The following is a 22,875-nucleotide window of genomic DNA, read 5'->3' on the forward strand; positions in this document are numbered from 1 at the left end:
TCGGCTGATCGCACCCCAGGCTTAGATGCCTAGGATGCCTCGCGTACCCGGTTCAGAGGCAATCTGGAGCGGGTGCGTCGAATGAGCGGACGCTCGATCAGGAGATAGGCCGCAACACCAGCCAGCGAGCCGGCGGCCAGAGCGCAGAGCAGCGTCAGCACTGAATCCAGCCCGATCATCGCCGCAGCCTTGACGACGACCGATATGGCGAAGGTGTGCCAGAGGTAGATCGAATAGGAGGCATCGCCGAGCAACGTCGGTAATGTCCATTTTTGAAACCAGCCGCCGGCTTCAAGCGCAAGAGTGCCGACGACAAGCATAACCGCCAGCGGGCCTAATATTCTTTCGTCAAACGGCAGGCGCAGGACGGCAAGGGCTGCAAATCCGGTGAATGCGCCAAGGACAAGCACAATGCCGAGGCCTGGCCCGGCGGTCCTGCCCCGCAGCCAGAACTCGGCGACAATCATGCCGGCGACAAATTCCAGGATGACCGGGCGCGTATAGGTCAAAATCAGCGCGTTTTGCGTAGTGATCGTGAGGCCGAGCAGCACCAGCGACACAAACAGCGCTGCCATCACCGGTAGCCGGCGGTCCCTTGGCAGCATCAAAGATGCCGCAAAGACGACGTAGAAGAACATTTCGAAATTGAGTGTCCAACCTTGCACGAGCACCGGCCAGATCTCGCCGCTGCTGGGCGAACGCACGGGAATGAACATCAAGGACGCCAGGATATGCCCGAGCGTCAGCACGAGGTTCGGGAAGAGGCCGACAACGCCACCGCCGATCATCACCAGGGTCGCGAGCCAATAGATCGGCGCAATCCGACGTAGCCGCTCTCTAAGGAATGCCAGCGGCGCAACCGGGCGTCGGTCGCTGATCACCCACATGATAAAGCCGCTGATGACGAAGAAGACGTCGACCCCGGCTGCGCCGATCGCGAAGTGATGGCCTGTCCGTTCGGCTGCATGAAAGAGCACGACCCCCAGCGCCGCAAGCGCACGCAGATACTGGATGCCGTGGATGGTTTTCATCGGCGTTGGTGCCATCAGAACCTCAGCTGCGGATGATGGCTCGCCAACACCCTGCCCTCTGCAAGGCGCCGCTCGCTGACGATGCGCCGGCCTTGCCTTATCGTCAGCTTGCCGGCTGCGAAGTAGAGCAGGAAGGAACCGACGTGATAGGGATTCATGATGTCGATTTCGACAAATGCCCGCACGAAAAGCAGCATGGCGACGCCGAAGAGCACCGAGGATTCGATGTGATGGTCATAGGCCAGCAACCGTTTGATATGGCCGAAGACAGTGACCAGAAGCACGGTGCAGAGGAGCCCGAGCCCGATTGCTCCGGTCTCCACCATCGCCTCGATGAAGGTGTTGTGGAAGTGGAAGCCCGAGCGGGTGGCGATGAAGAACTCTTCCCAGAGACGTTCGGGTTCGGAGAAGCCCTGGACCCAATAGGCCTGGTAGCCCACCCCGACGACAGGCGAGGATAAAGCGGCTTGTATCCCTTGCTGCCAAAGGTAGGTTCGCCCCGTAAGCGTGGAATCCTTGCCGAAGAGGCCGAGAACGAGGTCGACGCCGCCGCCATAGGTCGCAGCGACGGCGGTGATCCCGCCGACGACAACAGCACCTAAGAACAGTCCCTTGCGATGACCGGGCGACAGCATGCCCACGGCGCGCATGCCGAGCCAGCAGCCAACGATGGCGACGGCCGTCAGAACCGACGTCGCCGATTGCGAGGCAAGCAGCGAATAGGCTGATATCAGCCCAACGGCCCCGGCGGCGGCGAGCCAAAGCCCGCGTTCCCTGAGCGCGACTGGGGCGATGAAGGCGAAGTAGATCCCGAGTGAGGCGTAAAAGCCAAGCTGGTTCTTCGAGGAAAAGGCGCCGACAAAGCTGAACGTACCGTCGAGCGGATCGAGGTGGTAGACGCCGAACAGCAGCGAATAGGTGAGCACGATACCGACGCCCGCCAGTGCGCCGCGCACGAGCGTGCGGATGTCGATCGTGCGCATGGCAATCAGCGCGCAAACGACATGCGAGAGATACTGAACTCCCGTCCTTGCCGTCATCCCGGGCGCTGCCGACCAGAAGACGGAAAGGCAGGCAAAGACGGCAAAGGCAAGGATCCAGATATATCTGCCGTAATTGCCGAGCACGCTTCGATAGTCGACGAGCACCAACGGCAGCCACAGCGCATAGTAGACAAGGATCGACGCCTGCCCGAACCGCGAGGAATAGGCAAAGACGAAGAACGATATCGCCAGCGCAAACGTACCGTAGGCCTGGTTTGCACCAGGAGAAACGAGGCTTGCCTTGGAAATCCTCATCACGATTCCTTAGAGCGTAGCCGGGTTAAACAGAGTCACAGAAACGCTCCATCTCTTTATTTCCAAGCATTTCCTGACGGAAAACCGCTTCGCACTTTTCCTTGGAAAGGCTCTAGCGCATCGCCAGATTGGCTTCGACCTTGATCACGTCGCCCGGCAGCACCGGCGTGTTCTCGTCAGCGGCAATCTGTTGCGCCTTGCCATCCTTTTCACGGACGATCGAATAGCTGATGACAGCGTCCGACATGTCGTCCTTGGACTGTGCCGCCTCGGCCGATTGCAGCAGCGCCTCGGTCATGAGGTCGCGACTGGTGCCAAGTTTGATGGACAGCGTATCGAGCTCAGCTTCGGTGTTCTGCAGGTCCTGGGCAAGCTGGGCATCCCAATCGTTGCGCAGGTTGGTATCGTCCTGGGTGGCCTTGCTGACATCCTGCTTTGCCTTCAGAGACGCCGTGTCGATATCCAGAACAGCTGACTGCAGCTCCGCCACGCGCTGTTCCAGCGCGAGCTTGCGCGCGCTCAGCGCCAGCCCCTTTTCGGCAAGCCCCTCGATCTTGTCCCGGTCCTCGATCACGAGATCCAATTGACGGTTCTGCGTTTCTGACTTTTTCGCCAGTGCCTGGATTTCGCTTTCGAGCAGAGACTTGAGGTCGGCCAGCGACGCCAGCTGGCGTTTCTGCCTTTTGTCGCGCGAAACCATCAATGCAGTCTCGCTTTCAAGCAAGCCGGCGACGTCAGGCGCGTCCTTCAAGTCCTTCGGCAATTCGATCTTTTCCTTGCCGGCGATCTCCGCCTGCAGGCGCGCGCGCCGGATAAGCAACCGGTTGCGTTCGGAGACCTGCACGCTCGAATCTCCGCGTGCGTTGATGTAGTCGCGTGCGAAGCGCTGTCCGCTTTCCGAACGTCTCAACCCGCCGCCAAGGCTGACGGCCTTGAGGACCGTCAGGTTCGGCACGTAAGGGTACTCACCGGGCTTCTGGATTTCTCCGGAAAGATAGACCGGACGATACTGCGCGAGCTCGACCGACGCCGAAGGCCGATCACGCAGGCCGAACAGCGTCTGCATCTTGAGGCCGATCGCCTCGCTCATCTCGTTGGTCGTTTTGCCCGCCGCCGGCAGATCGCCGATGAAGGGGATGGAGACCATGCCGGAGGCACCAACGGTGTATTCGCCGCTGACCACCGACCAGTCGCGCACAGCACCTTCTGCGGTCTGCCATTCGGCCACGCGGATCTTCAACTTGTCCATGACTCCGAGATGGTACTCGTCGGCATGGACAGGCAAGGTGCCGAACACAGTTATGGCCGCCAGCATGGCGACCTTCAGAGAATACGGCTTTCGGAGGGAGATACGCGATCTCCCCTTGGCAATTTGATGTTTCATTACGGTTTCCCGGTTGCTGGTCGCGCGCGCCGGCGTCCGACGACGAGGTCGTCAGGCTCCGTGGCGCAGCGTTTGTCAGTAGCTGCCGCGAGAAAAGCAGACTGCGGGGATCGTCTTGACGACGATGAAGAAGTCGCGGATCAGCGACCAGTTCTGTACATAGTGCGTGTCGAAGGCGACGCGGGCGGCATAGGAAACGTCATTCCTGCCGCTGATCTGCCACAGGCCGGTAAGACCCGGGCGAGACTGCAGATAGAACACGGCTGCGGCGTCGTAGAGTTCGAGTTCGTCTTCCACGACAGGGCGCGGGCCGACGATGCTCATCTCACCACGGATGATGTTGATCAGCTGCGGCAACTCGTCGAGGCTGAGTTTGCGCAGAACGCTGCCGACAATGGTCACGCGCGGGTCGTCCTGAAGCTTGCGCGTCGCACGCCATTCCTCGTAGGCGCCCGGATTGTTGCGGAGATAGTCCTGCAAGAGCCGATCTCCGTCTGCCCGCATCGTGCGGAATTTCAGGCAGCGGAATGCACGGCCGTTATGGCCGATACGGCGGTGACCGTAAAAAACGGATCCACCATCGGAAAACTTGACGAGCATCATCAAGAGCAGGAAGAGCGGACTGAGAAAGACGAGAGCCAGTGAAGCGGTGAAAATATCAAAGCCACGCTTCGATATTCCTCCTACCGGACGAAATGCTCCCGACTCTGCGGTACTGAAAAACGGCGAATTGGCCGATCGAGTCGCAGACTTCATAGAGAAGACTCCATTTACGTTGGCGATTGGTCGGTCCCCTGTGGGGGCGCACTCGTATCCAAGAATGAGTGTATGGTTAGAATTTGGTTTTTAAAGGCGAAATGATGGCCGGTGCCGTGCCCGCGGTTCGCGGACGTATATCATCGATCGCGAATATGTAATATTTCTTCGGGACCGAAGATCATCTATTCATGGCGAGCCAAGTGGCTTCCAGTCGATTTCGATGTAGTTCGCGGGCAAACCGAATTTACTCATGAAAAAATTGGCCTTACCTTGAACTAGTGATGTTTGCTTTCGTCTTGCATCAGAAGATTTTCCCGCTCTGTAAATTGAAATCCGTCAAATTCACGGGCGCTTTTTGCGGCGCAGCATTCTTTTGCACTGCACGCACAAAACCTTCACAAACGCGAATCTTGTAACAAAAGTTGATAACAAAGTGAGAGCGAGGCCAACTTCGAGACGAGCGAAACAGGGCGAAACCCACGGAGGGTGGAATATCGAGCGACACATTTCGCCCCGTTAAACCCCCAACCAACCTCGATATGGCCGGCCGCAAACTGATTCCTTGCATCCGCCCCACGCCGTGCAATCAACGGAATTTGATTGGAGGCGGCCTGTTCTAAAGGCGACATAAACATTTTAGGGGCTATAGCGGCTTATATTGCATCTGCGGTTATTGTCGGTTGAACCGAGGGATAACCGCCAATATATTGAACCTCTGTGGTGGGAAGGGCCTTAGCTCATATGGAGACACCAACAACAGCCCCGAAGGCAAGGTAGCGCGATGTTCGCACCACGCGTCTTTGCGAGCATGATTGGCGCTTTGGCGGTCTTTGCCATCGTCACCTATCTGCTGAACGGTTCGCTTACCTCGACCCTTTTTCAAACCTTGATTTGCGCCGTCTTGATGCAGGTCGGGTATTTTCTGGCTGTCGTTTTTCTCGTCTGGCAGAAGGCCCGCGAGCGCGACAGGCAGGCGGCCGAGAACGCACGCGCAACGACCGATGAAAAACAGGCGGGTAAGGTTTCGCCGGGGCGTTTGAACAGGCCGGGTCACTTCAACCCGTAGGGCACGGTGGGGAGCTCCCCTCGCCGCCCGCGATGCCTACAACAAAAATGTCAACGTTTTGACGCGGTTGCGACATGATCCCGTTGCATCGTGCGGCGGGCCGGCGAGTAAAACCAATGCCGGCCATGCCCGACGTAACGCTGGAGGCCACAATGACCGCAGCTGCAACGATGGACGTTTGTGTCATCATCGCCGCAAAAAATGCCGCCGAAACGATCGCAAGGGCCGTCGCTTCGGCTCTGGCCGAGCCGGAAACGGCCGAGGTCATCGTCATCGACGACGGCTCCACCGACACGACCGCATCAGCCGCCCTGTCCGCTGCCGATGACACCGGGCGATTGAACATCGTGCGCTTTGAAAAAAACAGGGGGCCGGCTGCAGCACGAAACCACGCGATCTCGATCAGCCGCTCGCCTATCCTCGCCATCCTCGATGCCGACGACTTCTTTCTGCCCGGCAGGCTGGCCCAGCTTCTTGGGGTTTCGGATTGGGATTTTGTCGCCGACAACATCGCCTTCATGGACGAGACGGCTGCCGCCAGCGCAGCGGCCGACGTGGGCCGGTTCCAACCGGAGCCGCGCCTTCTCGATCTCACCGGCTTCGTCGAAGGCAATATCTCGCGCCGCGGTGTCAGGCGTGGCGAGATCGGTTTTCTCAAACCCCTCATGCGGCGTGCGTTTCTGTCCAGCCATCAACTCGCTTACAACGAGACCCTCCGCCTCGGGGAAGACTACGACCTCTATCTGCGGGCGCTTGCCAAGGGTGCACGCTACAAGATCATCCACAGCTGCGGCTATGCGGCGATCGTGCGTGGCAATTCGCTCAGCGGTAGTCACCGCACCGAAGACCTGAAGCGCCTTTATGAGGCCGACCGTGCCATCCTCGCCGACAATCAATTGAGTGCAGAAGCGACGGCCGTGATCCGCCGGCATGAACGCCATATCCGGGGACGTTACGAACATCGGCGCTTTCTCGACCTGAAGCGCGAGGGCGGCCCAATGGCTGCCGTCACCTACCTGCTCGGCAAGCCGGGGGCCGTTCCGGCAGTCGCCGGTGGGATCTTTGCCGATAAGACCGAACGTATGCGACCGGGCAAGCCGGATGCCCCGGTGGGACTCGGCGGCTCGGGGCGGCTGCGCTACCTGCTCCCAGCTTCCGCTGAGTTGAGCCAATGATAGGCTAAACGGCGCCCGCTCGGGGCGCCGCTTGATCTCAGCCCTTAGAGATAATCGCGACGAACTGTATCGAGTACGTCGCGGAAGCGTGCCTTGCGTTCGGCCAGGACGCGGTCTTCGCTCAATTGCGGCTGCGCTCTGCTTGCCTGCCACAATGCCAACGTCGACGGCGCCGCCAGAAGCTGCTTGGCCGCTCCACGCAAGAAAGTTTGCCTTGGCTGGGTCGCTCCGACGACCAGGTCTCCGTCGATCTGCCGCCGGTTCGGGTCTTCACCATAGGTCTCGGCGATATCAAAACCCATGCCCCAGAACCGGGTCCCCTTGATCATCGCTTCCGCCCGGCTTGAAATCGGGACATGGCGAGGGCGATAGGTGACCCCGACCGTCCGGGCCCAATCGTTCCATTTGAAGCTGTTGATGCTGTTCGAAGTCGAGACCGCGACCCACGGAACGCGAAAGGCGTCCGCGAGAATCGCTCCGTGCATCGATTCGGCCACGATCAGCTCGGACTGCGCGATCTCCCGGATCACGGCTCCGGCCTCTCCACGCGGGTCGATGTAGTGCAGGCCGACCGTGCCGCAGGTCATCGGCCACATGCCGGCAATCGCACTCTCCCAATGGGGCACGAAGCTACGCTTGTGGATCTTGGGCAAGTTCTGGAACTCCGGCATCTCGGCGACCATCACCGCCGGGTCAACAATGCCGCGTTCGTGTTCGATACCGACCTTTTCGGCCGTCAGCGGGCCGCGCACACAACGAATGTCCCATTCCGCCGCATCGCGCATATCCGGAAGCGTGCCATAGCCAAAGCCGCTGCCAAGCACCAATTTTCGCATGCCGTCGGGTAATAACGCTCGATTGAGCACCGTACCGACGCCGACGAGCAGAATGTCGTCATGGCTGTCGCGGAAACCAGGCAAGAGGAAATCCCAGAGCCAAAGATTGAGGTCGTCTCCAAAATTTCCGTGATGTGATTCCCAGTAATAGGGCTTCATAAGCGGTCCCTTCTCTCAAATAAAAATGTGTCCGGCGCCGCAAGCGGCGGGTCTTTCTCCCTCCTGAGGGATGCTGTCTTCGTGATCAGCGTTGCGGTGACAGTTTGCCGACGGCCAGTTCAAGGGCGCTTTGCAATAATTTCGGATCGCGCCATACCCAGCGGGCAAGCAGCCTGAACTGTGGCACCTTCCTGCGACGCAGGCGCCGAGCCTGACTCCACAATGCCTGACGGCGGGCCGTATGCTGATAGGAGCGGATCGAGGCGATTTCCTGCGGCCGGCGCGAAAAGCGGCCCTCAAGCGTTTCAAGCGCCACGAAAGTGTTGAACTGCTGCTGCAGAAATTCCGGCGAATCGTTGTCGATCGAATGGAAGATGTTGATGCCCTCGCCGCGTTCCGCACCCGCGGCATCGCAAAGGACCACACGTCGCGCCGACAGCACGCAATCGCAGAAGAACAGCACGTCCTCGGCTGCCAGCCGGAGTGCGGCATCGAAGCGGATCGTTTCGAACAGCGAGCGCCCGATCACCATGCAGGAAAGGTGCAGAAAGCTCCAATTCCGCAGCATGACGTTGGATAGATCGGGGATTTCCACGACCAGCGGGCTCTCCTGCAGCCGGATGCAGGTATCGCTCTTCAGGAGATCGGCGACGCCAAAATGGTAGTAGAATGCATCGCCTCCCGTTATCGACGCCCAATAACAATCGGCATCGAATCGCGTCAGGCTTTGATAGGCATTTCTGAGGTGATCCGGCGTCCAGACGTCGTCGGAATCAAGGAATGCCACGAACTCCGAATCCTCAGGAACATGGTCGAGCCCGGTGTTGCGTGCGCCGCCCGGTCCCTGGTTGGGTTGGCGCACGATGGTGATGCGCTCGCGCATGTTTTCGCTGAGCGGCGCCAGCTCCTCATCAACAGGATAAGGAGATTGATCGTCGACGACCAAAACATGGAAGTCCTGAAATGTCTGGGCGAAGACGGACGAAAGCGCCCGCCGAAGGATGCCCGGCTCCTTCTGGTAGTAAGGTATAATAATCGTCAGCTTTGCCATCTTTTCGCCCCTGAGGCTTCTCTACAAAGAGTCTTGCGTGGTCTCCTCCCACTGGGTCGCGGCCGTATGTCTATCGCTTGTCCTTTGTCACTCATTCTTTCAAAGGGCTCACGGGATGTTCGCCATGCCCTCAACCGTCAATGCCAAATCCGTCACCCGTAACGTCGGCTGGAGCGTGCTCTCAAAGACAGGCACATTCGGGCTGAAATTTGTCACCGTGCCTATTCTTGCGCGCATCCTGACGCCTGAAGAGTTCGGAACAGTCGCTGTCGCACTCACCGTCGTGCAGTTTCTGGCAATGATCGGCGGCGCCGGTCTGGCCTCCGCGCTGATCATTCAGCGCGACGAGGAAATGGACCTTGTCCATTCCGCATTCTGGGCGAATCTGGCGATTTCAATGGCAATGGCGCTTGGGCTTTTTGTCTTTGCCGCACCGCTCGCAACGCTGCTGGGGGCGCCGGAAGCTGCCTACCTATTGAAGATCATGAGCCTGCTCATTCCGCTTCAGCTCGGCGGCGATGTCGCTTATGCGCTCCTGGCCCGGCGCATGAATTTCAGCAAGGATGCCGCTTGGAGCATGATTTCGGAAACGCTCGGCGCTCTCGTCGCCGTCGCCATGGCGCTCGCCGGTTTCGGCGTGTGGTCGCTCCTCGGGCAGCTCTTCGTATCGGCGTTGATCCGCCTTTTCGGGCTTTATGCCGTCTCCGGCTACGTACCGAGGCTGGTCTTCTCGTTTCGGCGCGTATGGATATTAAGCCGCTTCAGTCTCGGCATGATGGGCTCCGAAATCGCCAATTTCATTACCTTCCAGTCGCCAATGGTGGTGATCTCCCGCTATCTCGGTCTTTCCGATGCCGGCGCCTATTCCGCCGCCAACCGGTTCTCCAGCATTCCAAACCAGATCGTGCTTTCGGCTGTCATGGGTGTGCTTTTCCCCGCCTTCAGCCATATGGGCGAGGATCGCGAGCGCCGGTCGCAGGCGTTGATGCTAAGCACGCAGGTCACCACGGTGTTGCTTGCTCCGATGATGTTCGGGCTGTGGGCGCTCGCCGAACCAGCGATGCTCGTCCTCTTCGGCAGCCAATGGGCGGCGGCCTGGCCCGTTCTCGGCCTTCTGGCTTTGTCCAAGGGCATCCTGACCCCCTGCAGCACCTACGTGCCCTATCTCAAAGGCATCGGCCAGGGCGCCGTCCTGTTCTGGTGGGCTGTGATCCGAGCTGTCATCACCACCGGCGCGGTCGCCTATGGGGCCATCAACGGCTCACTGATCGACGCGATGATCGCGCTTTGCATCGTCAACGTTCTGACGCTGGTCGGATATTCATGGGTGGTCTTCCGGGCCGACCATATGCCGTTCGTGAGAGGCTTCTTCGTCTCAACGCGGCCGATGTTTGCGGCCTTTGCCATGGCGCTTGCCGTGCGTTTTCTGCTCGAGCGATTCGGCCCCCTGGTTCCCAACGCCATCTTGCAGGTGCTGATCGGGGCTGCCATCGGCGGTCTCATCTATCTCATTCTGATGGTTCTGACCGAGCGGCAGTTGCTGGTGAAACTACATCGGATGATCCGCCAGCGCGGCGCGGTGGGTGTTTCGCCAGAACCTGCGGAATGATCGTAAATGGCGAGCTCGGCCCTGCCTTACACTCGCCGCAATTCGCGCCGCCGGCAGCAAAAAAACTCCGATTTGACAATGATCAACGAAAAAAATCTGCAATTTTTGATCGCAATTAATCGGCGTTCGTTCAATCACAGACTTTAGTTCATGAGAATATGAGCATATTCCGCAACATGCGACAATACGTGCGCTTTTAAGGATTGAAGGGGTCGATTCCCTGTTGTTTTGCCGCTAACTCGAAATGTGGCAAATGCTGCATTGCAACAAATCATGGCTGATTCTTTTGTTGCAGCGCCATATTTTTATCCACGCCCCTGCCCTAGTTTATTCGATGCGGGCTCTAGTCTGCTCTGTTGAAACGGCGCCGAAAATGACGCTGGCAGATAGGAGTGACGGATATCGTGGCTATGGACGCGAACATTTCCTCGCGGATCAATTTGATGCGCATCGTGCTGATCTCGGGCATCGTCTTCGTACATGTGCCGCATGATCCGCAAACCAGCCCGTTCCTGGGAACCTATGGGTTTCTGGACTGGCTGCGCGTGTTTTTGGGCGACAGCCTGTTTCGCGTCGGCGTTCCCTGCCTCAGCGCGATCTCGGGCTATCTCATGTTCCGACGCGGTCTGGATACGTTCGATTATAAGAAGACGCTTCGGACCAAGGCGCGCACGGTGCTGCTTCCCTTCCTTCTGTGGAACCTCGCGTTTCTCGCACTCGTCTATGTGGCGCAGCTCAAGAATATTGGCTTCGGCTACCTTCCCGATGTGGTCAATGCCACGCCACGCGAATGGCTGAGCCTTGCTTTCGCGCTTGAGGCGCTGCCGATCAACGTTCCACTCTACTTTCTGCGCGATCTGCTGCTATGCATCCTGCTCTCGCCATTGTTGGCCTGGCTGATCAAGCGCTATCCGCTGCAAACGCTTGGCGTTCTGCTCGCCTTCGCCGTGCTTCCACTGCCGAATGGCATCTTCCTGAAGAAATCTATCCTTTTCGGCTTCTGCACCGGTATCTATCTGAGCCTGCATCGCATGGATACCAAGCTGCTCGACCCCTATGCCCGATCGATCACCGCCGTTTTCCTCGCCGCCGCTGTCGCGCTCTCGATCGTTCTTTACCAGACGGGTCCGGAGTTCCCGGTCTGGGTCGATATGCTGCGCAGCCTGACAGCACTTTCCGGAATCGTCGGATCCTGGGCCGTTTCAGCGCTTCTCGTGCGCACCCGGCTCGGCGAACGCCTGGCGCGTACCGGTGGCCTCAGCTTCTGGATCTTCTGTGCCCATTACCCCCTGCTCATCGTTTCCTGGATGGTCTGGAATCGCACCGAGATCGCCGACTATCGCCTGTTCTATTTCACGATCCCGTTCATCACGATCGCCATTCTCGTTGCCGCGCATGGGCTTGCCAAGCGCCTGGCACCGGGCCTCACCGCCGTCCTGACCGGCAGCCGCACCGGCTCCTCCCAAGCCAACGCGCGCCCGGATACCGGCCGTCGCTCCGACTACTCGCCACAGCAAAGGACCTGACCATGAGATCGATCAGACCTCACCGCCTCGCCCTTCTCACATGTCTCGCCACCGGCCTTGCCGGCTCCGCAATGGCACAGGAAGGTGCCACCGGCACGTCGTTCCTCGACAACTTCGACACGCTCGACACCGGCCACTGGTATGTTTCGGATGGCTGGAACAACGGGCCGCACCAGAACTGCACCTGGTCGAAGAAGCAGGCGGTGGTCGTTGACGGCATCCTTGAACTGAAGTTCGAGGAGGGCAAGACAGGCGAACGCAACTATGCCTGCGGCGAGGTCCAGACCCGCAAGCGGTTCGGCTATGGGACCTACGAAGCCCGCATCAAGTCCGCCGACGGATCGGGGCTGAACTCAGCCTTCTTTACCTATATCGGTCCTGCCGACAAAAAGGCGCATGACGAGATCGACTTCGAAGTGCTCGGCAAGAACCCGGCAAAGGTGCAGCTCAATCAGTACGTCTCCGCCAAGGGCGGCAACGAGAAGCTCGCCGACGTACCGGGCGGCGCCAACCAAGGCTTCAACGACTACGCCTTCGTCTGGGAGAAGGAGCGTATCCGTTACTACGTCAATGGTGAACTGGTTCACGAAGTGACCGATCCCGCCAAGATCCCGTCCAACGCCCAGAAGATCTTCTTCAGCCTGTGGGGCACCGACACCCTCAGCGATTGGATGGGCACCTTTAACTACAAGGGGCCGACAGCGCTGCAGGTTGACCGGATCGCCTTCACCGCACCCAACGACAAGTGCCAGTTCGCCGAGTCCGTCGCCTGCAAATTGAACTGAGGACGGCACAACGCCGCCGCATCCGTGCATCGCAACGCCACCGTTGCGATGCACGATTTCTTGAATCAAGCTTGGCTCGGGCTAAGCACGAAAACGGATGTTTTCATGCTGCAGATACTTTATTTCGCGCAGGATCTGGCTGACCCCGCGGTTCGCCGTCGAATCCTGATGTTGAAGGCAGGCGGTGCGCGCGTGACGCTGGCCGGCTTTCGCCGGGGCGCGAACGCACTGGCCGCGATCGAGGGCATCGATCCGATCGAGCTCGGCACGACGCGCGACGGTCGCTTTGCCCAGCGGGTCTCAGCGATCACCAAGGCCTGCCTGTCGCTACCCGCCAAGCTGCGCGCGGTCGGCCGGCCCGACCTGATCATCGCCCGCAACCTCGACATGCTCGCCGTCGCCAACAAGGCGGTTTCCATGTTCGGCGGTGATGTCCCTATTGTCTATGAATGCCTCGACATTCACCGCCTGCTTCTGCGCAAGGACGTGGCTGGACGCGCCATGCGCGCCAGCGAAGCCTATCTCGGACGCAATGCGCGGCTTTTGATCACCAGTTCTCCCGCCTTCGTCGAGCATTATTTCCGCCCACTCTCCGGGTTGGAGACGCCAGTCATGCTGCTGGAGAACAAGGTGCTGGAGCTCGGCGATCGAGATTGCCTGCAGGTTTCCGCGGCCCCCACAGCGCGACCAGACGGCCCCTGGCGGATCGGCTGGTTCGGTGCGCTACGCTGCCGCAAGTCGCTCGAACTGCTTTCGACGTTCTCGCGCCGCATGGAGGGCCGTTTCGAGATCGTACTACGCGGCCGGCCCGCCTATTCCGAGTTCGACGATTTCGACGGTTTCATTCGCAATGAGCCGCACATGACCTTCCACGGCGCTTACCGCAGCCCGGAAGACCTCGGCGCGATCTACGACGAGATCGATTTCACCTGGGCGATCGATTTTTTCGAGGAGGGCCAGAACTCCAAATGGCTGCTTCCGAACCGGCTCTATGAGGGCTGCCGACACGGACGGGTTCCGATCGCCATGCGCGGCACGGAGACGGCCCGTTTTCTGGCGGTCCGCGGTCTTGGTTTTCTGCTTGATGAACCCGAGCCGGACAACCTCGTTTCGCTCCTTGGAGCGGTCGATGCCAACAGCCACGCCGATGCGTCTGGGCGGGTTGCCGCCTGCAACACCGACACCTGGGTCTTTCGCCACACCGATTGCGAGAACCTCGTGAGGCGCCTTTCGGCAATTGCATCGACGGCCCCCGAGCCCGCGACGCCCCTTTCTCAAGCCCGTCAAAACGAAGGTGGTTTGTCATGAACACAACAGATCTGACGTCGACGCGCAGCCTGATCGTCATCCCCTGCCTCAATGAGGCTGAACATATCGAAGCTCTGGTGGACAAGCTTCGTCCGTCACTGGCGCCACTTAATGCTGTCATCCTGATTGCCGACGGCGGCAGTACCGATGGCACCCGCGAAATCGCAGCGCGGCTGGCCCAAGGCGATCCGTCCGTCCTGGCGCTCGATAATCCCAAGCGCATCCAGAGCGCCGCAATCAATCTTGCGGTGGCCGAGTATGGCTCATCCTTCGACTTTCTGATCCGCATCGATGCGCATGGCACCTATCCTGATGATTATTGCCAGAAGCTCGTCGACGAAGTGATCGCAACCGGCGCCGACTCCGTCGTCGTTGCCATGGAGACAGTCGGCTTCACGCCGTTTCAGAAGGCGACGGCCTATGCCCAGAATTCCAAGCTCGGAAATGGCGGCGCCAAACACCGGCTCGGGGCCACAAGCCATTGGGCCGACCACGGCCATCATGCGCTGATGCGCATTGCAGCCTTCAAGGCGATCGGCGGTTACGACGAGAGCTTCAGTCACAACGAAGATGCCGAGTTCGACTATCGGTTCCGCAAGGCCGGCTATCGCATCTGGATGACCGACAGAACGAGCATGGTCTATTACCCCCGGGCAAAGATCGGGCCGCTGTTTCGGCAGTATTTCAGCTACGGCCGCGGGCGAGCCCGCAACGTGCTGAAGCATCGCGTCGCGCCAAGCCTGCGTCAATTGTTGCCGCTCGCCGTGGCACCGATCGCAATCGGCGCCCTGCTCGCCGTCATCAACTGGGTCGCCGCCGTGCCGGTCGTACTTTGGGCTGCAGCTTGCATCGGCTACGGGGCCTGGATGGCGCTCGGCCAGAAAAACCCCTACGGCCCGCTGGCAGCGGTTTCGGCCATGGTGATGCATTTCGCCTGGTCCGCCGGTTTCTGGCGCGAGCTGCTCGACCTTCGCAACAGGCGGGTCGCACCATGATCGAGGCAACGAAGAAAATGGCCGCCGGCCTTCGGGTCGACATCGCGGTCTGCACGTTTCGCCGGCGAGAGCTTGCCGAAACCCTGCGTTCGCTGGCTGCCATTACCGTGCCGGATGGGACGGCAATTCGGATCATCGTCGCCGACAACGATCTACAGCCAAGTGCCGAAGGTCTTGTCGACGCATTGAGGTCGGAAATTCCCTTCGGGATCGACTATGTGCATTGCCCGGCGAGCAACATCTCGATCGCCCGTAACGCCTGCCTTGATAACGCATCGGGCGACTACCTCGCCTTCGTCGATGACGACGAAACGGTTGCTCGCGAATGGCTGGTGCGTCTGCTGGAGACGGCCTCAGCCACCGGGGTCGAGGCGGTTCTCGGCCCGGTCCGAGCCGAATATGACCTTTCGGCGCCGTCCTGGATGCGCCGCGGTGACTTCCACTCGACGCGACCCGTCTGGGTCGGCGGCGAGATCATAACGGGCTACACCTGCAACGTCTTGCTCGATCGAAAAACGCCGGCACTTGCCGGCCGGCGTTTCAACCTCGCGCTCGGCCGAACCGGCGGTGAAGATACGGAATTCTTCACCCATATGCACAAGGCCGGCGGCCGTCTGGCCTATGCGTCGGATGCCCTGGTCTACGAAATAGTGCCGGAAAAGCGCGCCAGCTTCCAATGGTTGGCAAAACGACGCTTTCGCTCGGGTCAGACTCATGGACGCCTGCTCGCACAGGCCTCGGCAGGCAGCGGAAAAGCCGTCGAGATCGTTCGTGCCGCCGCCAAGTCCGGGTATTGCGCTGCCGCAAGCCTCATCCTGCTCGCCTCGGCAGTTGCGCGTTCGCGCTATGCCCTGCGTGCCGTCATGCATGCCGGCGTCGTCAGCGGCCTTTTCGGCGTTCGCGAGCTCGAGCAATACGGCACATCGGAAGTGGCGGCGCCATGACGACAACCAATCCAGATGTCAGCTTCGTCATCGCGGCCTTCAAGGCGGCTGATACGATCACGCGCGCAATCGACAGTGCGCTCGCCCAGGAAGATGTCTCGGTCGAAGTCATCGTCGTCGACGATGCGTCGCAGGACAATACGGCGGCTGTCGTCGAGGCTATCGCCGATCCGCGTATCCGGTTGATCCGACTTCCGGCCAACCGGGGGCCTGGCGGCGCGCGCAACGCCGGTCTCGACGCAGCCCGCGGCGAATGGGTCGCCATCCTCGATGCCGACGACACGGTTCGCCCCGGAAGACTTGCACGAATGATCGCACGGGCACGCCGCGAAAGCGCTGATATCGCCGTCGACAATCTGGAAGTCCTGAACCTTGATGGCCGGCGCGAACGGATGTTTGACGACACGACGCTTGAGAATACACCTGTTCTCACCCTTGCCGCCTTCATCGAATCCAACGTGCTTTTCCGGTCGACCTATAATTTCGGCTACATGAAGCCGATCTTCGAGCGCCGCTTTCTCGAAGAGATCCGCCTGCGCTTCAAGGAAGAGATCCGCATCGGCGAAGACTATATCCTGCTGGCCTCGGCCCTTGCCGAAGGCGGACGCTGTGTCGTCGATCCGTCCTCCGGCTATCGTTATCACATCCGCGAAGGCTCCATCTCGCGCGTGCTGGAACTGCGCCACATCGATGCGATGATCGCCGCTGACACAGATTTCCTCGGCACCCACGCCATCGACGCGAGCGCGATGGCCATGCAGCGCAAGCGCAGCCGCAGCCTTTACGAGGCGCGCGCCTTCTTGGCACTCGTTGAACACATCAAATCCAGATCGCTGGGCGGCGCCATCAGAACCGCGCTCTCCAGCCCTCGCGCGCTCCGGCATCTCAGGATGCCGATCGCCGTGCGACTGCGCCGCCTGGTTGCGCCGCTGTCGCGCTTGAAGCCCGCCACAATGACGGTGGCGGCTGAACGATCCACCTCGGGCAAAAGCCCTCACACGAGAAAAGGATAATGCCATGGACCGTATCAGAACTGTCAGAAAAGCAGTTATTCCGGTTGCCGGCAACGGCACGCGTTTCCTTCCCGCGACCAAAGCTGTGCCGAAAGAGATGCTGACGATCGTCGATCGTCCGGTCGTGCAATATGCCGTCGATGAAGCCCGCGAGGCCGGCATCGAGCATATCGTCTTCGTCACCAGCCGTAACAAGCAGGCGATCGAAGACCACTTCGACGATACGCCCGAGCTGATTTCGTCGCTGACGCGCTCAGGCAAAAACGCCCAGATTTCCGAGCTCGAGGCCATGTTGCCCAAGGCCGGCTCCGTGAGCTTCACCCGGCAACAGGCGCCGCTCGGCCTCGGACATGCCGTGTGGTGCGCGCGCGACCTGATCGGCGACGAGCCTTTTGCACTGCTTCTGCCCGACATGCTCTCCTATGGCGCGCGCGGCTGCATGGCCGGCCTGATGGATCTCTATCGTCAAACCGGAGGCAATGTCGTCGGCGTCGAACAATGCGCGCCGGAGGATGCCTCCAAATACGGCATCGTCGGCAAGGGAACGTCCGTTTCGCATGGTTTCGCGGTCACCGAAATGGTCGAAAAGCCGAAAGCGGGAGAGGCGCCCTCGAATTTCTACCTCAACGGTCGCTACGTTCTCCAGCCTGAGATTTTCGGCATTCTCGCTCGACAGCAGCGCGGCGCCGGCAACGAAATTCAGCTGACAGACGGCATGCTGAAACTGTCCAAGGATCAGGCGTTCCACGCCCACCCCTATGATGGCAGAACCTTCGATTGCGGCTCCAAGCATGGGTTCATCGAGGCGAACGTCGCCTTTGCTCTTGCTCGTTCGGATATCGGCGATCTGGTCTACGAATCCGTCAGGGACATGGTTTTGTCTCACGAAGGCCGCATCCGCGCGGCATAAACCCGGTTTCCGGCGCCCCGAGATGTGGGGGCGCCGGCCGATAGCTATATGGAAACGGACAGAGCGACCCAATGAAACAAAGAAGTCTACCGTTCAGTAGCGTATTGCCCCGCGAAGCCGAGGAAACCGATGGCTTCATCGACCTTGACCGGCTTTTTTCGGTGGTGGTTCGTCGCGGCAAGACAGTCGGGCTGTTCGTTGCCCTGTTCGTCGTTCTCGGCGGTGTCTACCTGCTTTTCGCCACGCCGAACTATACCTCGATGACGCAGATCCTGCTCGACGAGAACCTCTCGAAATTCGCGGAAGAAGAGGCTTCGCCACAAAACAGCCAGCTGCTCGACACCCAACTTGCCAGCGCCGTCGAGATCCTCAAATCAGGCGAATTGGCTCTGCGCGTCGTCGACAAGATCAACCTTGCCGACAACGACACGATCGTCAATCCGCCACGCTCGGCTTTCGCTGTGGTCAAGGATTGGATGAAGTCGATCACCGGTGTGTTTACGGGCGGTTCTGCGGTTTCGGAAGAGGCCGCACGCAGCGGCCGGCGACAGAAGGCAGCCGCGCTTATCCAGCAGGGCCTCGCCGTCGAACGCGTCTCGCGAAGCTCGGTCGTTGCCCTTGCCTACCGTTCGAGCGATCCGCAGCTGGCAGCGCAGGTGGTACGCGCCTATGCCGATTCCTACCTGACCGACCAGTTGAACGCCAATTTCGAGGCGACCGAACGGGCATCCGTGTGGTTGCAGGAGCGCCTTGCCGACCTGAGGCAGCGATCCCAGGTCGCTTCGCTTGAGGTCGAGCAATACCGCACCGACAACGGGCTGACCTCGGCGCGGGGAGAACTGATGTCCGAGCAACAGCTCGCCGATCTCAACAGCCAGCTGATCATCGCCCAGGCCGACACGGCCTCCGCTTCGGCCCGCTACAAGCAGTTTCAGGCGATCGTCGAACAGGGCCCTGAAAAGGCCGTCGACAATGCGACGATCTCGTCGAAGGACGGCGACAATTCGGTGATCCGCGACCTCAGGACCCGCTATCTGACCGTCAGCAAACGCGAGCAGGAGGTGACCCAAAGCTTTAGCGCCGATCATCCCCAGGCGGTATCGCTGCGGGCGGAGAAGAACGATATCGGCCGCCAGATCTATCAGGAACTGCAGCAGCTGACCTCGAGCTATCGCAATGAATACGAGGTCGCGCGGTCGCGCGAAGCCTCGTTGCGCGAAAACATCGAGGGAACCACCGGCCGGAACTCCGACGCAAACCGCTCGCTCGTCCATCTGCGCGAACTCGAGCAGAAGGCCGCAGCTCTGAAGACGCTCTATGAATCCTATCTCGGCCGCTATGAGCAAGCCGCACAGCAGCGCTCCTTCCCGATTGCCAAGGCGCGGGTGATTTCCGCAGCCGGCGTACCCGTTTCGCCGTCAAGCCCGAAGAAGACGATGATCCTCGCCCTCTCCGCCGTGCTCGGCATGATGGCAGGTGGGGCGTTTGCGGCGTTTCAGGAATTCCGGGAGCGCACGTTCCGTCTCGAAGGCGACGTCCGTTCGATCCTCGGGCATCGGTCGCTCGGTTATGTCCCGCTGATCGGCCCGCGCCCGACGACAGCCACAGACCATATGCGTGCCCGGTTTGTGAAGGACAAGGGACCGCCCCAACCGGCACCGGAGCCGGTGCCCTTCGAACGCGTCAGCCGCATCGTGCTCGACGCGCCGCGCTCCTCCTTTACCGAGACGTTCCGCAACGCCAAGCTCGCCTGTGACCAGATGCTGCATGGAAATGCCTGCCGTGTGGTCGGCATCGTGTCGGCGGTTCCCGATGAAGGGAAATCGATCGTCGCTGCCAATTTTGCCGCCCTTCTCGCCGCCAGCGGCAAGCGGACGCTGCTGATCGATGCGGATATCCGCAGGCCCGGCCTCAGCAAGATGATCACGCCGGCGCCCAAGACCGGTCTTGTCGAGGCGCTAACCGGCGAGACATCCTGGCCGGCCGGCATCAAGATCGACCACAAGACGAAGCTTGCGATATTCCCGGTCGGTGGCGAAGCCACCAACCACTACCCGCATGACAGCCACGAGCTGCTCGCCTCGCCGGCCATGGAGGAATTGATCGCGAACGCGCGCAAGTCCTTCGACTATGTGATCGTCGACCTCGCAGCACTCGCCCCTGTCGTTGATGGCAAGGCGTTTTCGCCGCTTGCCGACGGTTTCCTCTTCGTGGCCGAATGGGGCCGCACACCGTCGCGGCTCGTGCGCGACCTGCTCCACGCCGAACCGCAGATCAACTCGAAGATCCTCGGCGTCATCCTCAACAAGACGGATATGCGGGAATTGGCGAAATACAGCGACTTCGGCGCCGCCGAACACTATCGCCACCGCTTCGAAAAATACTACGTCGACAACTCAGCGACCCGGCGCGAAGCGGAGCCGGTCTGAACCGTATAGGAGCCCAACTCGCTTGGGCTCCTGGAGCATTTCCAGGGCAAGTGCGTAGCGGTTTCCTGTCAAAAAAACAAAGAGATACAGCCGTTTGTGAAATTCCGGTTAAACCGGAAACGCTCGTGCCTTAATCCTTCCAGAACAGCGGCGTCAGGATGACCAGAACGGTCAGGATTTCCAGACGCCCGAGCAGCATCATGACCGACAGCAGATAAAGCGCCGGATCGGACAAGGTAGAGAAGTTTCCAGCCGGCCCGATGATCGGGCCGAGCCCGGCACCGACATTTGAAAGCGCCGTGGCGATCGCCGACGCCGACGTCAAAAGGTCATAGCCAAAGGCGCCCATGGCCATGCTGCCGAAGGCCCAGATCATCATATAGGCCGTGAAGAACAAAAAGACGGTCCGCTGCACGTCGATATCGACCAGTGCCTTGCCGTAGCGCACCGTGTGGATCGCGTTCGGGTAGATGAGCCTAAAGAGCCCTGCCCGAATGGAATTGAAGATGATGATGAAGCGATAGGCTTTCATGCCGCCAGCGGTCGAGCCCGAACACCCGCCCATGAAGGTCGCCGCAAAGGCGAGTGCGACGATGAAGTCGCCCCATAGCATGTAGTCATCGCTGGCAAAGCCTGTCGTTGACAGGATCGACGACACCGTGAAGAACGAATGCGCCAGCGCCTCGTGAAAATCGACGCCGTTTTCCAACCGCTGAAACAAGCTGGCTGCGATCGCGAGCACGGTGAGGTAAGACAGGAACACGATGATCTGCGGATCCTTCAGCGTGTCCAGCCGGCCGCGCACGATAAAGATGATCAGCACGGAAAACGGTAGGCTGCTGACCGTCATGAAGAAGGTAGCCACCCACAGGATCGGCAGGCTGTTAAAATAGCCGAGCGACGCGTCATGGGTCGAAAAGCCCCCGGTCGCAATCGTCGACATCGCGTTATTGATCGCATCGAAGCGATTCATTCCGAGATAGCCGTAGATGATCGCGCAGGTGACCGTCAGGACGATATAGATCAGGATAAAGGCACGCGTGAAGGTGACGATGCGCGCAAACGGCTTCTCGGTGGTATCGGACGATTCCATCTTGAAGAACGACAGTCCGCCGACGCGCAGATACGGCATGACGAACAGCCCGAGCGCGACGATGCCGATGCCGCCGAGCCAATGAAGCAGCGAACGCCAAACAAGAATACCGGGTGGCGCATTGTCCAGACCGGCAATGACAGTTGAGCCGGTGGTGGTGATGCCTGAGACAGACTCAAACAGCGCCTCGGCAAAATCGAGATTGACCGAGGATAGCCAGAATGGAATGGCACCGACAAACGAGACGACGAGCCACAACAGGTTGACGAGCAGAAAGCCCATTTTCCGGTTGAAGGCCGGTGGTCCGCCCTGCGTAGCCGCCACTGTGACCAGCGAAATGCTACCCATCAGACACGCCGAAACAGCGAAAACCTTCCAGTCCCGATGGCCGAAATAGAGATCGACCAGCGCGGGAATGAACATCGCGAGCGAAAGATAGAGGCCGACCTTTGCGGCAATGTTGATGGCAGACTGGTAAATGGTCGCGTTCAACGGTCAATGCCCCGGTCTTGGCGGTCCTGGTCCACTCGCCCGCGCGAGTCGCTGTTACCTGCCATCAACATCGGGATTAGCGGCCAGCGTCGACGAACGCAAGTTGGACATCCCTCTTAACGATCACAGCAGTTTTTCCTAGTGTCGACGATTGCTGTGGACCAGAACGCGATCACATCATCGTGCCGCGACAAGTCATCACCTTGACTTATTTCTGCGTGTATAGCCTCATCGAACCGACGCACCCGCAAACTTGAGCACTAAAATGACCCCCGCGCGTTTTACCCAATGCCTACTTGCCCTTCGCTGGACGCCTATCAATCTCGCGAGCGCGCTCCATTGCAATCTAGCGTGGATCGAGGCGATGGAGACCGGCGATGAGAAGGTACCCACCGAACTGGCAACTTGGCTCGAAACTCTGGCAACGACCCACGAGACACTGGGCATCCCCGTGGCCTATCGCGGCAAGGGGCTGGAGCCTGCGAGCAGCCGCGCAGCGCGGCGCTAGCAATCACTGGCACCGAGTTGGCTGCGGCGCAGAATTTCCGCGAGGGGATTGCGCGCGTTCTGTTTCAAGGAGCTTCGCGGCAGCAACATCGCCCGACGTTGTTCACAGCTCGAGCGGCTGGAACGTGGCGCATCGTCGGGGGCACGGTGCCAGCTTGGTAAGAGCGCTTCTGTCAATGCCGCAACACCTGCGTGATTTGATACGCTAGAAATGGTCGCGGCGTTGATACGCCGGATCATAGTCATGTGCCGCTCTCCGGCTCCCTTCGGCCCGATCTGGCAAGGGCGCACGCCTGCGGGCAACCTACGCCTTCGGTGTCGAAGACCGTCACTTGATCGGAGGATGCGCTTCTACTGTAGATCCGAATTTCGGCATCAATCCACTCTCATGTTCGCCTTTTCAAGTCGCAGGCATAGAAATTCTCCCGCCCGATGTTCTCGGACGTCGTGTTTCGTATGAGTGCGTCCTGGGGAAAGCAGGAGGCACGGTCAATGAACGACGGTT

General features: G+C 59.9%; 19 protein-coding genes. 12 read left to right on the top strand and 7 right to left on the bottom strand.

Annotated features, from left to right (window positions below; all coding sequences use genetic code 11):
- Positions 1 to 29: 29 nt before the first annotated feature.
- The 4 genes from IB264_RS30030 to IB264_RS30045 form a co-directional block, all read right to left on the bottom strand.
- Positions 30 to 1,031: an acyltransferase gene (locus IB264_RS30030; RefSeq protein WP_025428855.1), complete on the bottom strand. Its 1,002-nt coding sequence runs from the start codon at positions 1,029 to 1,031 to the stop codon at positions 30 to 32.
- A 14-nt stretch (positions 1,032 to 1,045) separates the two neighbouring features.
- Positions 1,046 to 2,329: an O-antigen ligase gene (locus IB264_RS30035; RefSeq protein WP_192434718.1), complete on the bottom strand. Its 1,284-nt coding sequence runs from the start codon at positions 2,327 to 2,329 to the stop codon at positions 1,046 to 1,048.
- Positions 2,330 to 2,441: 112 nt separating this feature from the next.
- Positions 2,442 to 3,644: a polysaccharide biosynthesis/export family protein gene (locus IB264_RS30040; protein ID WP_272502213.1), complete on the bottom strand. Its 1,203-nt coding sequence runs from the start codon at positions 3,642 to 3,644 to the stop codon at positions 2,442 to 2,444.
- A 144-nt stretch (positions 3,645 to 3,788) separates the two neighbouring features.
- A complete protein-coding gene (locus IB264_RS30045; protein ID WP_057214412.1) occupies positions 3,789 to 4,469 on the bottom strand; it encodes a sugar transferase in 681 nt (226 codons plus the stop codon).
- A 784-nt stretch (positions 4,470 to 5,253) separates the two neighbouring features.
- On the opposite strand from IB264_RS30045, the gene IB264_RS30050 reads away from it, so the two are divergent.
- Both IB264_RS30050 and IB264_RS30055 read left to right on the top strand, forming a co-directional pair.
- Positions 5,254 to 5,538, top strand: coding sequence for an exopolysaccharide production repressor protein (locus tag IB264_RS30050; protein ID WP_057214409.1), 285 nt, complete (start codon positions 5,254 to 5,256; stop codon positions 5,536 to 5,538).
- Between the two features lie 152 nt (positions 5,539 to 5,690).
- Positions 5,691 to 6,713, top strand: a complete 1,023-nt coding sequence (locus IB264_RS30055) for a glycosyltransferase family 2 protein (RefSeq protein ID WP_192434722.1) — start codon at positions 5,691 to 5,693, stop codon at positions 6,711 to 6,713.
- Positions 6,714 to 6,757: 44 nt separating this feature from the next.
- Here the strand turns inward: IB264_RS30055 and IB264_RS30060 are convergent, their stop codons facing one another.
- Entirely contained in the window at positions 6,758 to 7,708 is a 951-nt protein-coding gene (locus IB264_RS30060; RefSeq protein ID WP_192434724.1) for a polysaccharide pyruvyl transferase family protein, read from the bottom strand.
- Positions 7,709 to 7,793: 85 nt separating this feature from the next.
- Positions 7,794 to 8,759, bottom strand: coding sequence for a glycosyltransferase family 2 protein (locus IB264_RS30065; protein WP_057224271.1), 966 nt, complete (start codon positions 8,757 to 8,759; stop codon positions 7,794 to 7,796).
- A gap of 124 nt (positions 8,760 to 8,883) precedes the next feature.
- Between IB264_RS30065 and IB264_RS30070 the strand changes: the two genes are divergently transcribed.
- From IB264_RS30070 to IB264_RS30110, 9 genes are all read left to right on the top strand, one after another.
- Positions 8,884 to 10,368, top strand: coding sequence for a lipopolysaccharide biosynthesis protein (locus IB264_RS30070; RefSeq protein WP_057224334.1), 1,485 nt, complete (start codon positions 8,884 to 8,886; stop codon positions 10,366 to 10,368).
- 410 nt (positions 10,369 to 10,778) lie between these two features.
- Positions 10,779 to 11,894 carry an acyltransferase gene (locus IB264_RS30075; protein WP_192434726.1) on the top strand — a complete coding sequence of 372 codons (1,116 nt, stop codon included), beginning with the start codon at positions 10,779 to 10,781 and terminating at the stop codon, positions 11,892 to 11,894.
- Positions 11,895 to 11,896: 2 nt separating this feature from the next.
- A complete protein-coding gene (locus tag IB264_RS30080; protein ID WP_082571792.1) occupies positions 11,897 to 12,679 on the top strand; it encodes a glycoside hydrolase family 16 protein in 783 nt (260 codons plus the stop codon).
- A 105-nt stretch (positions 12,680 to 12,784) separates the two neighbouring features.
- Complete coding sequence (locus tag IB264_RS30085; protein WP_025428866.1) at positions 12,785 to 13,987, top strand: glycosyl transferase family 1; 1,203 nt, start codon at positions 12,785 to 12,787, stop codon at positions 13,985 to 13,987.
- Entirely contained in the window at positions 13,984 to 14,982 is a 999-nt protein-coding gene (locus tag IB264_RS30090; protein ID WP_025428867.1) for a glycosyltransferase family 2 protein, read from the top strand. The genes IB264_RS30085 and IB264_RS30090 overlap by 4 nt, the downstream gene beginning before the upstream one ends.
- Before the next feature lie 17 nt (positions 14,983 to 14,999).
- Complete coding sequence (locus IB264_RS30095) at positions 15,000 to 15,926, top strand: glycosyltransferase family 2 protein (RefSeq protein WP_025428868.1); 927 nt, start codon at positions 15,000 to 15,002, stop codon at positions 15,924 to 15,926.
- Positions 15,923 to 16,939: a glycosyltransferase family 2 protein gene (locus IB264_RS30100; RefSeq protein WP_025428869.1), complete on the top strand. Its 1,017-nt coding sequence runs from the start codon at positions 15,923 to 15,925 to the stop codon at positions 16,937 to 16,939. Before IB264_RS30095 ends, IB264_RS30100 begins: the two co-directional genes overlap by 4 nt.
- A 4-nt stretch (positions 16,940 to 16,943) precedes the next feature.
- Positions 16,944 to 17,849 (top strand): UTP--glucose-1-phosphate uridylyltransferase, encoded by a 906-nt coding sequence (locus IB264_RS30105; RefSeq protein WP_025428870.1) that lies wholly within the window; start codon positions 16,944 to 16,946, stop codon positions 17,847 to 17,849.
- Between the two features lie 71 nt (positions 17,850 to 17,920).
- Entirely contained in the window at positions 17,921 to 20,278 is a 2,358-nt protein-coding gene (locus IB264_RS30110) for a Wzz/FepE/Etk N-terminal domain-containing protein (RefSeq protein ID WP_025428871.1), read from the top strand.
- Between the two features lie 130 nt (positions 20,279 to 20,408).
- Here the strand turns inward: IB264_RS30110 and IB264_RS30115 are convergent, their stop codons facing one another.
- Positions 20,409 to 21,794 (bottom strand): TrkH family potassium uptake protein, encoded by a 1,386-nt coding sequence (locus tag IB264_RS30115; protein ID WP_375154988.1) that lies wholly within the window; start codon positions 21,792 to 21,794, stop codon positions 20,409 to 20,411.
- A 334-nt stretch (positions 21,795 to 22,128) separates the two neighbouring features.
- On the opposite strand from IB264_RS30115, the gene IB264_RS30120 reads away from it, so the two are divergent.
- Positions 22,129 to 22,371 carry a hypothetical protein gene (locus IB264_RS30120; RefSeq protein ID WP_057206350.1) on the top strand — a complete coding sequence of 81 codons (243 nt, stop codon included), beginning with the start codon at positions 22,129 to 22,131 and terminating at the stop codon, positions 22,369 to 22,371.
- Positions 22,372 to 22,875: the final 504 nt, after the last annotated feature.

It is taken from the genome of Ensifer sp. ENS11, assembly GCF_014851895.1.
In the GTDB taxonomy this organism is placed as follows: Bacteria; Pseudomonadota; Alphaproteobacteria; order Rhizobiales; family Rhizobiaceae; genus Ensifer; species Ensifer canadensis.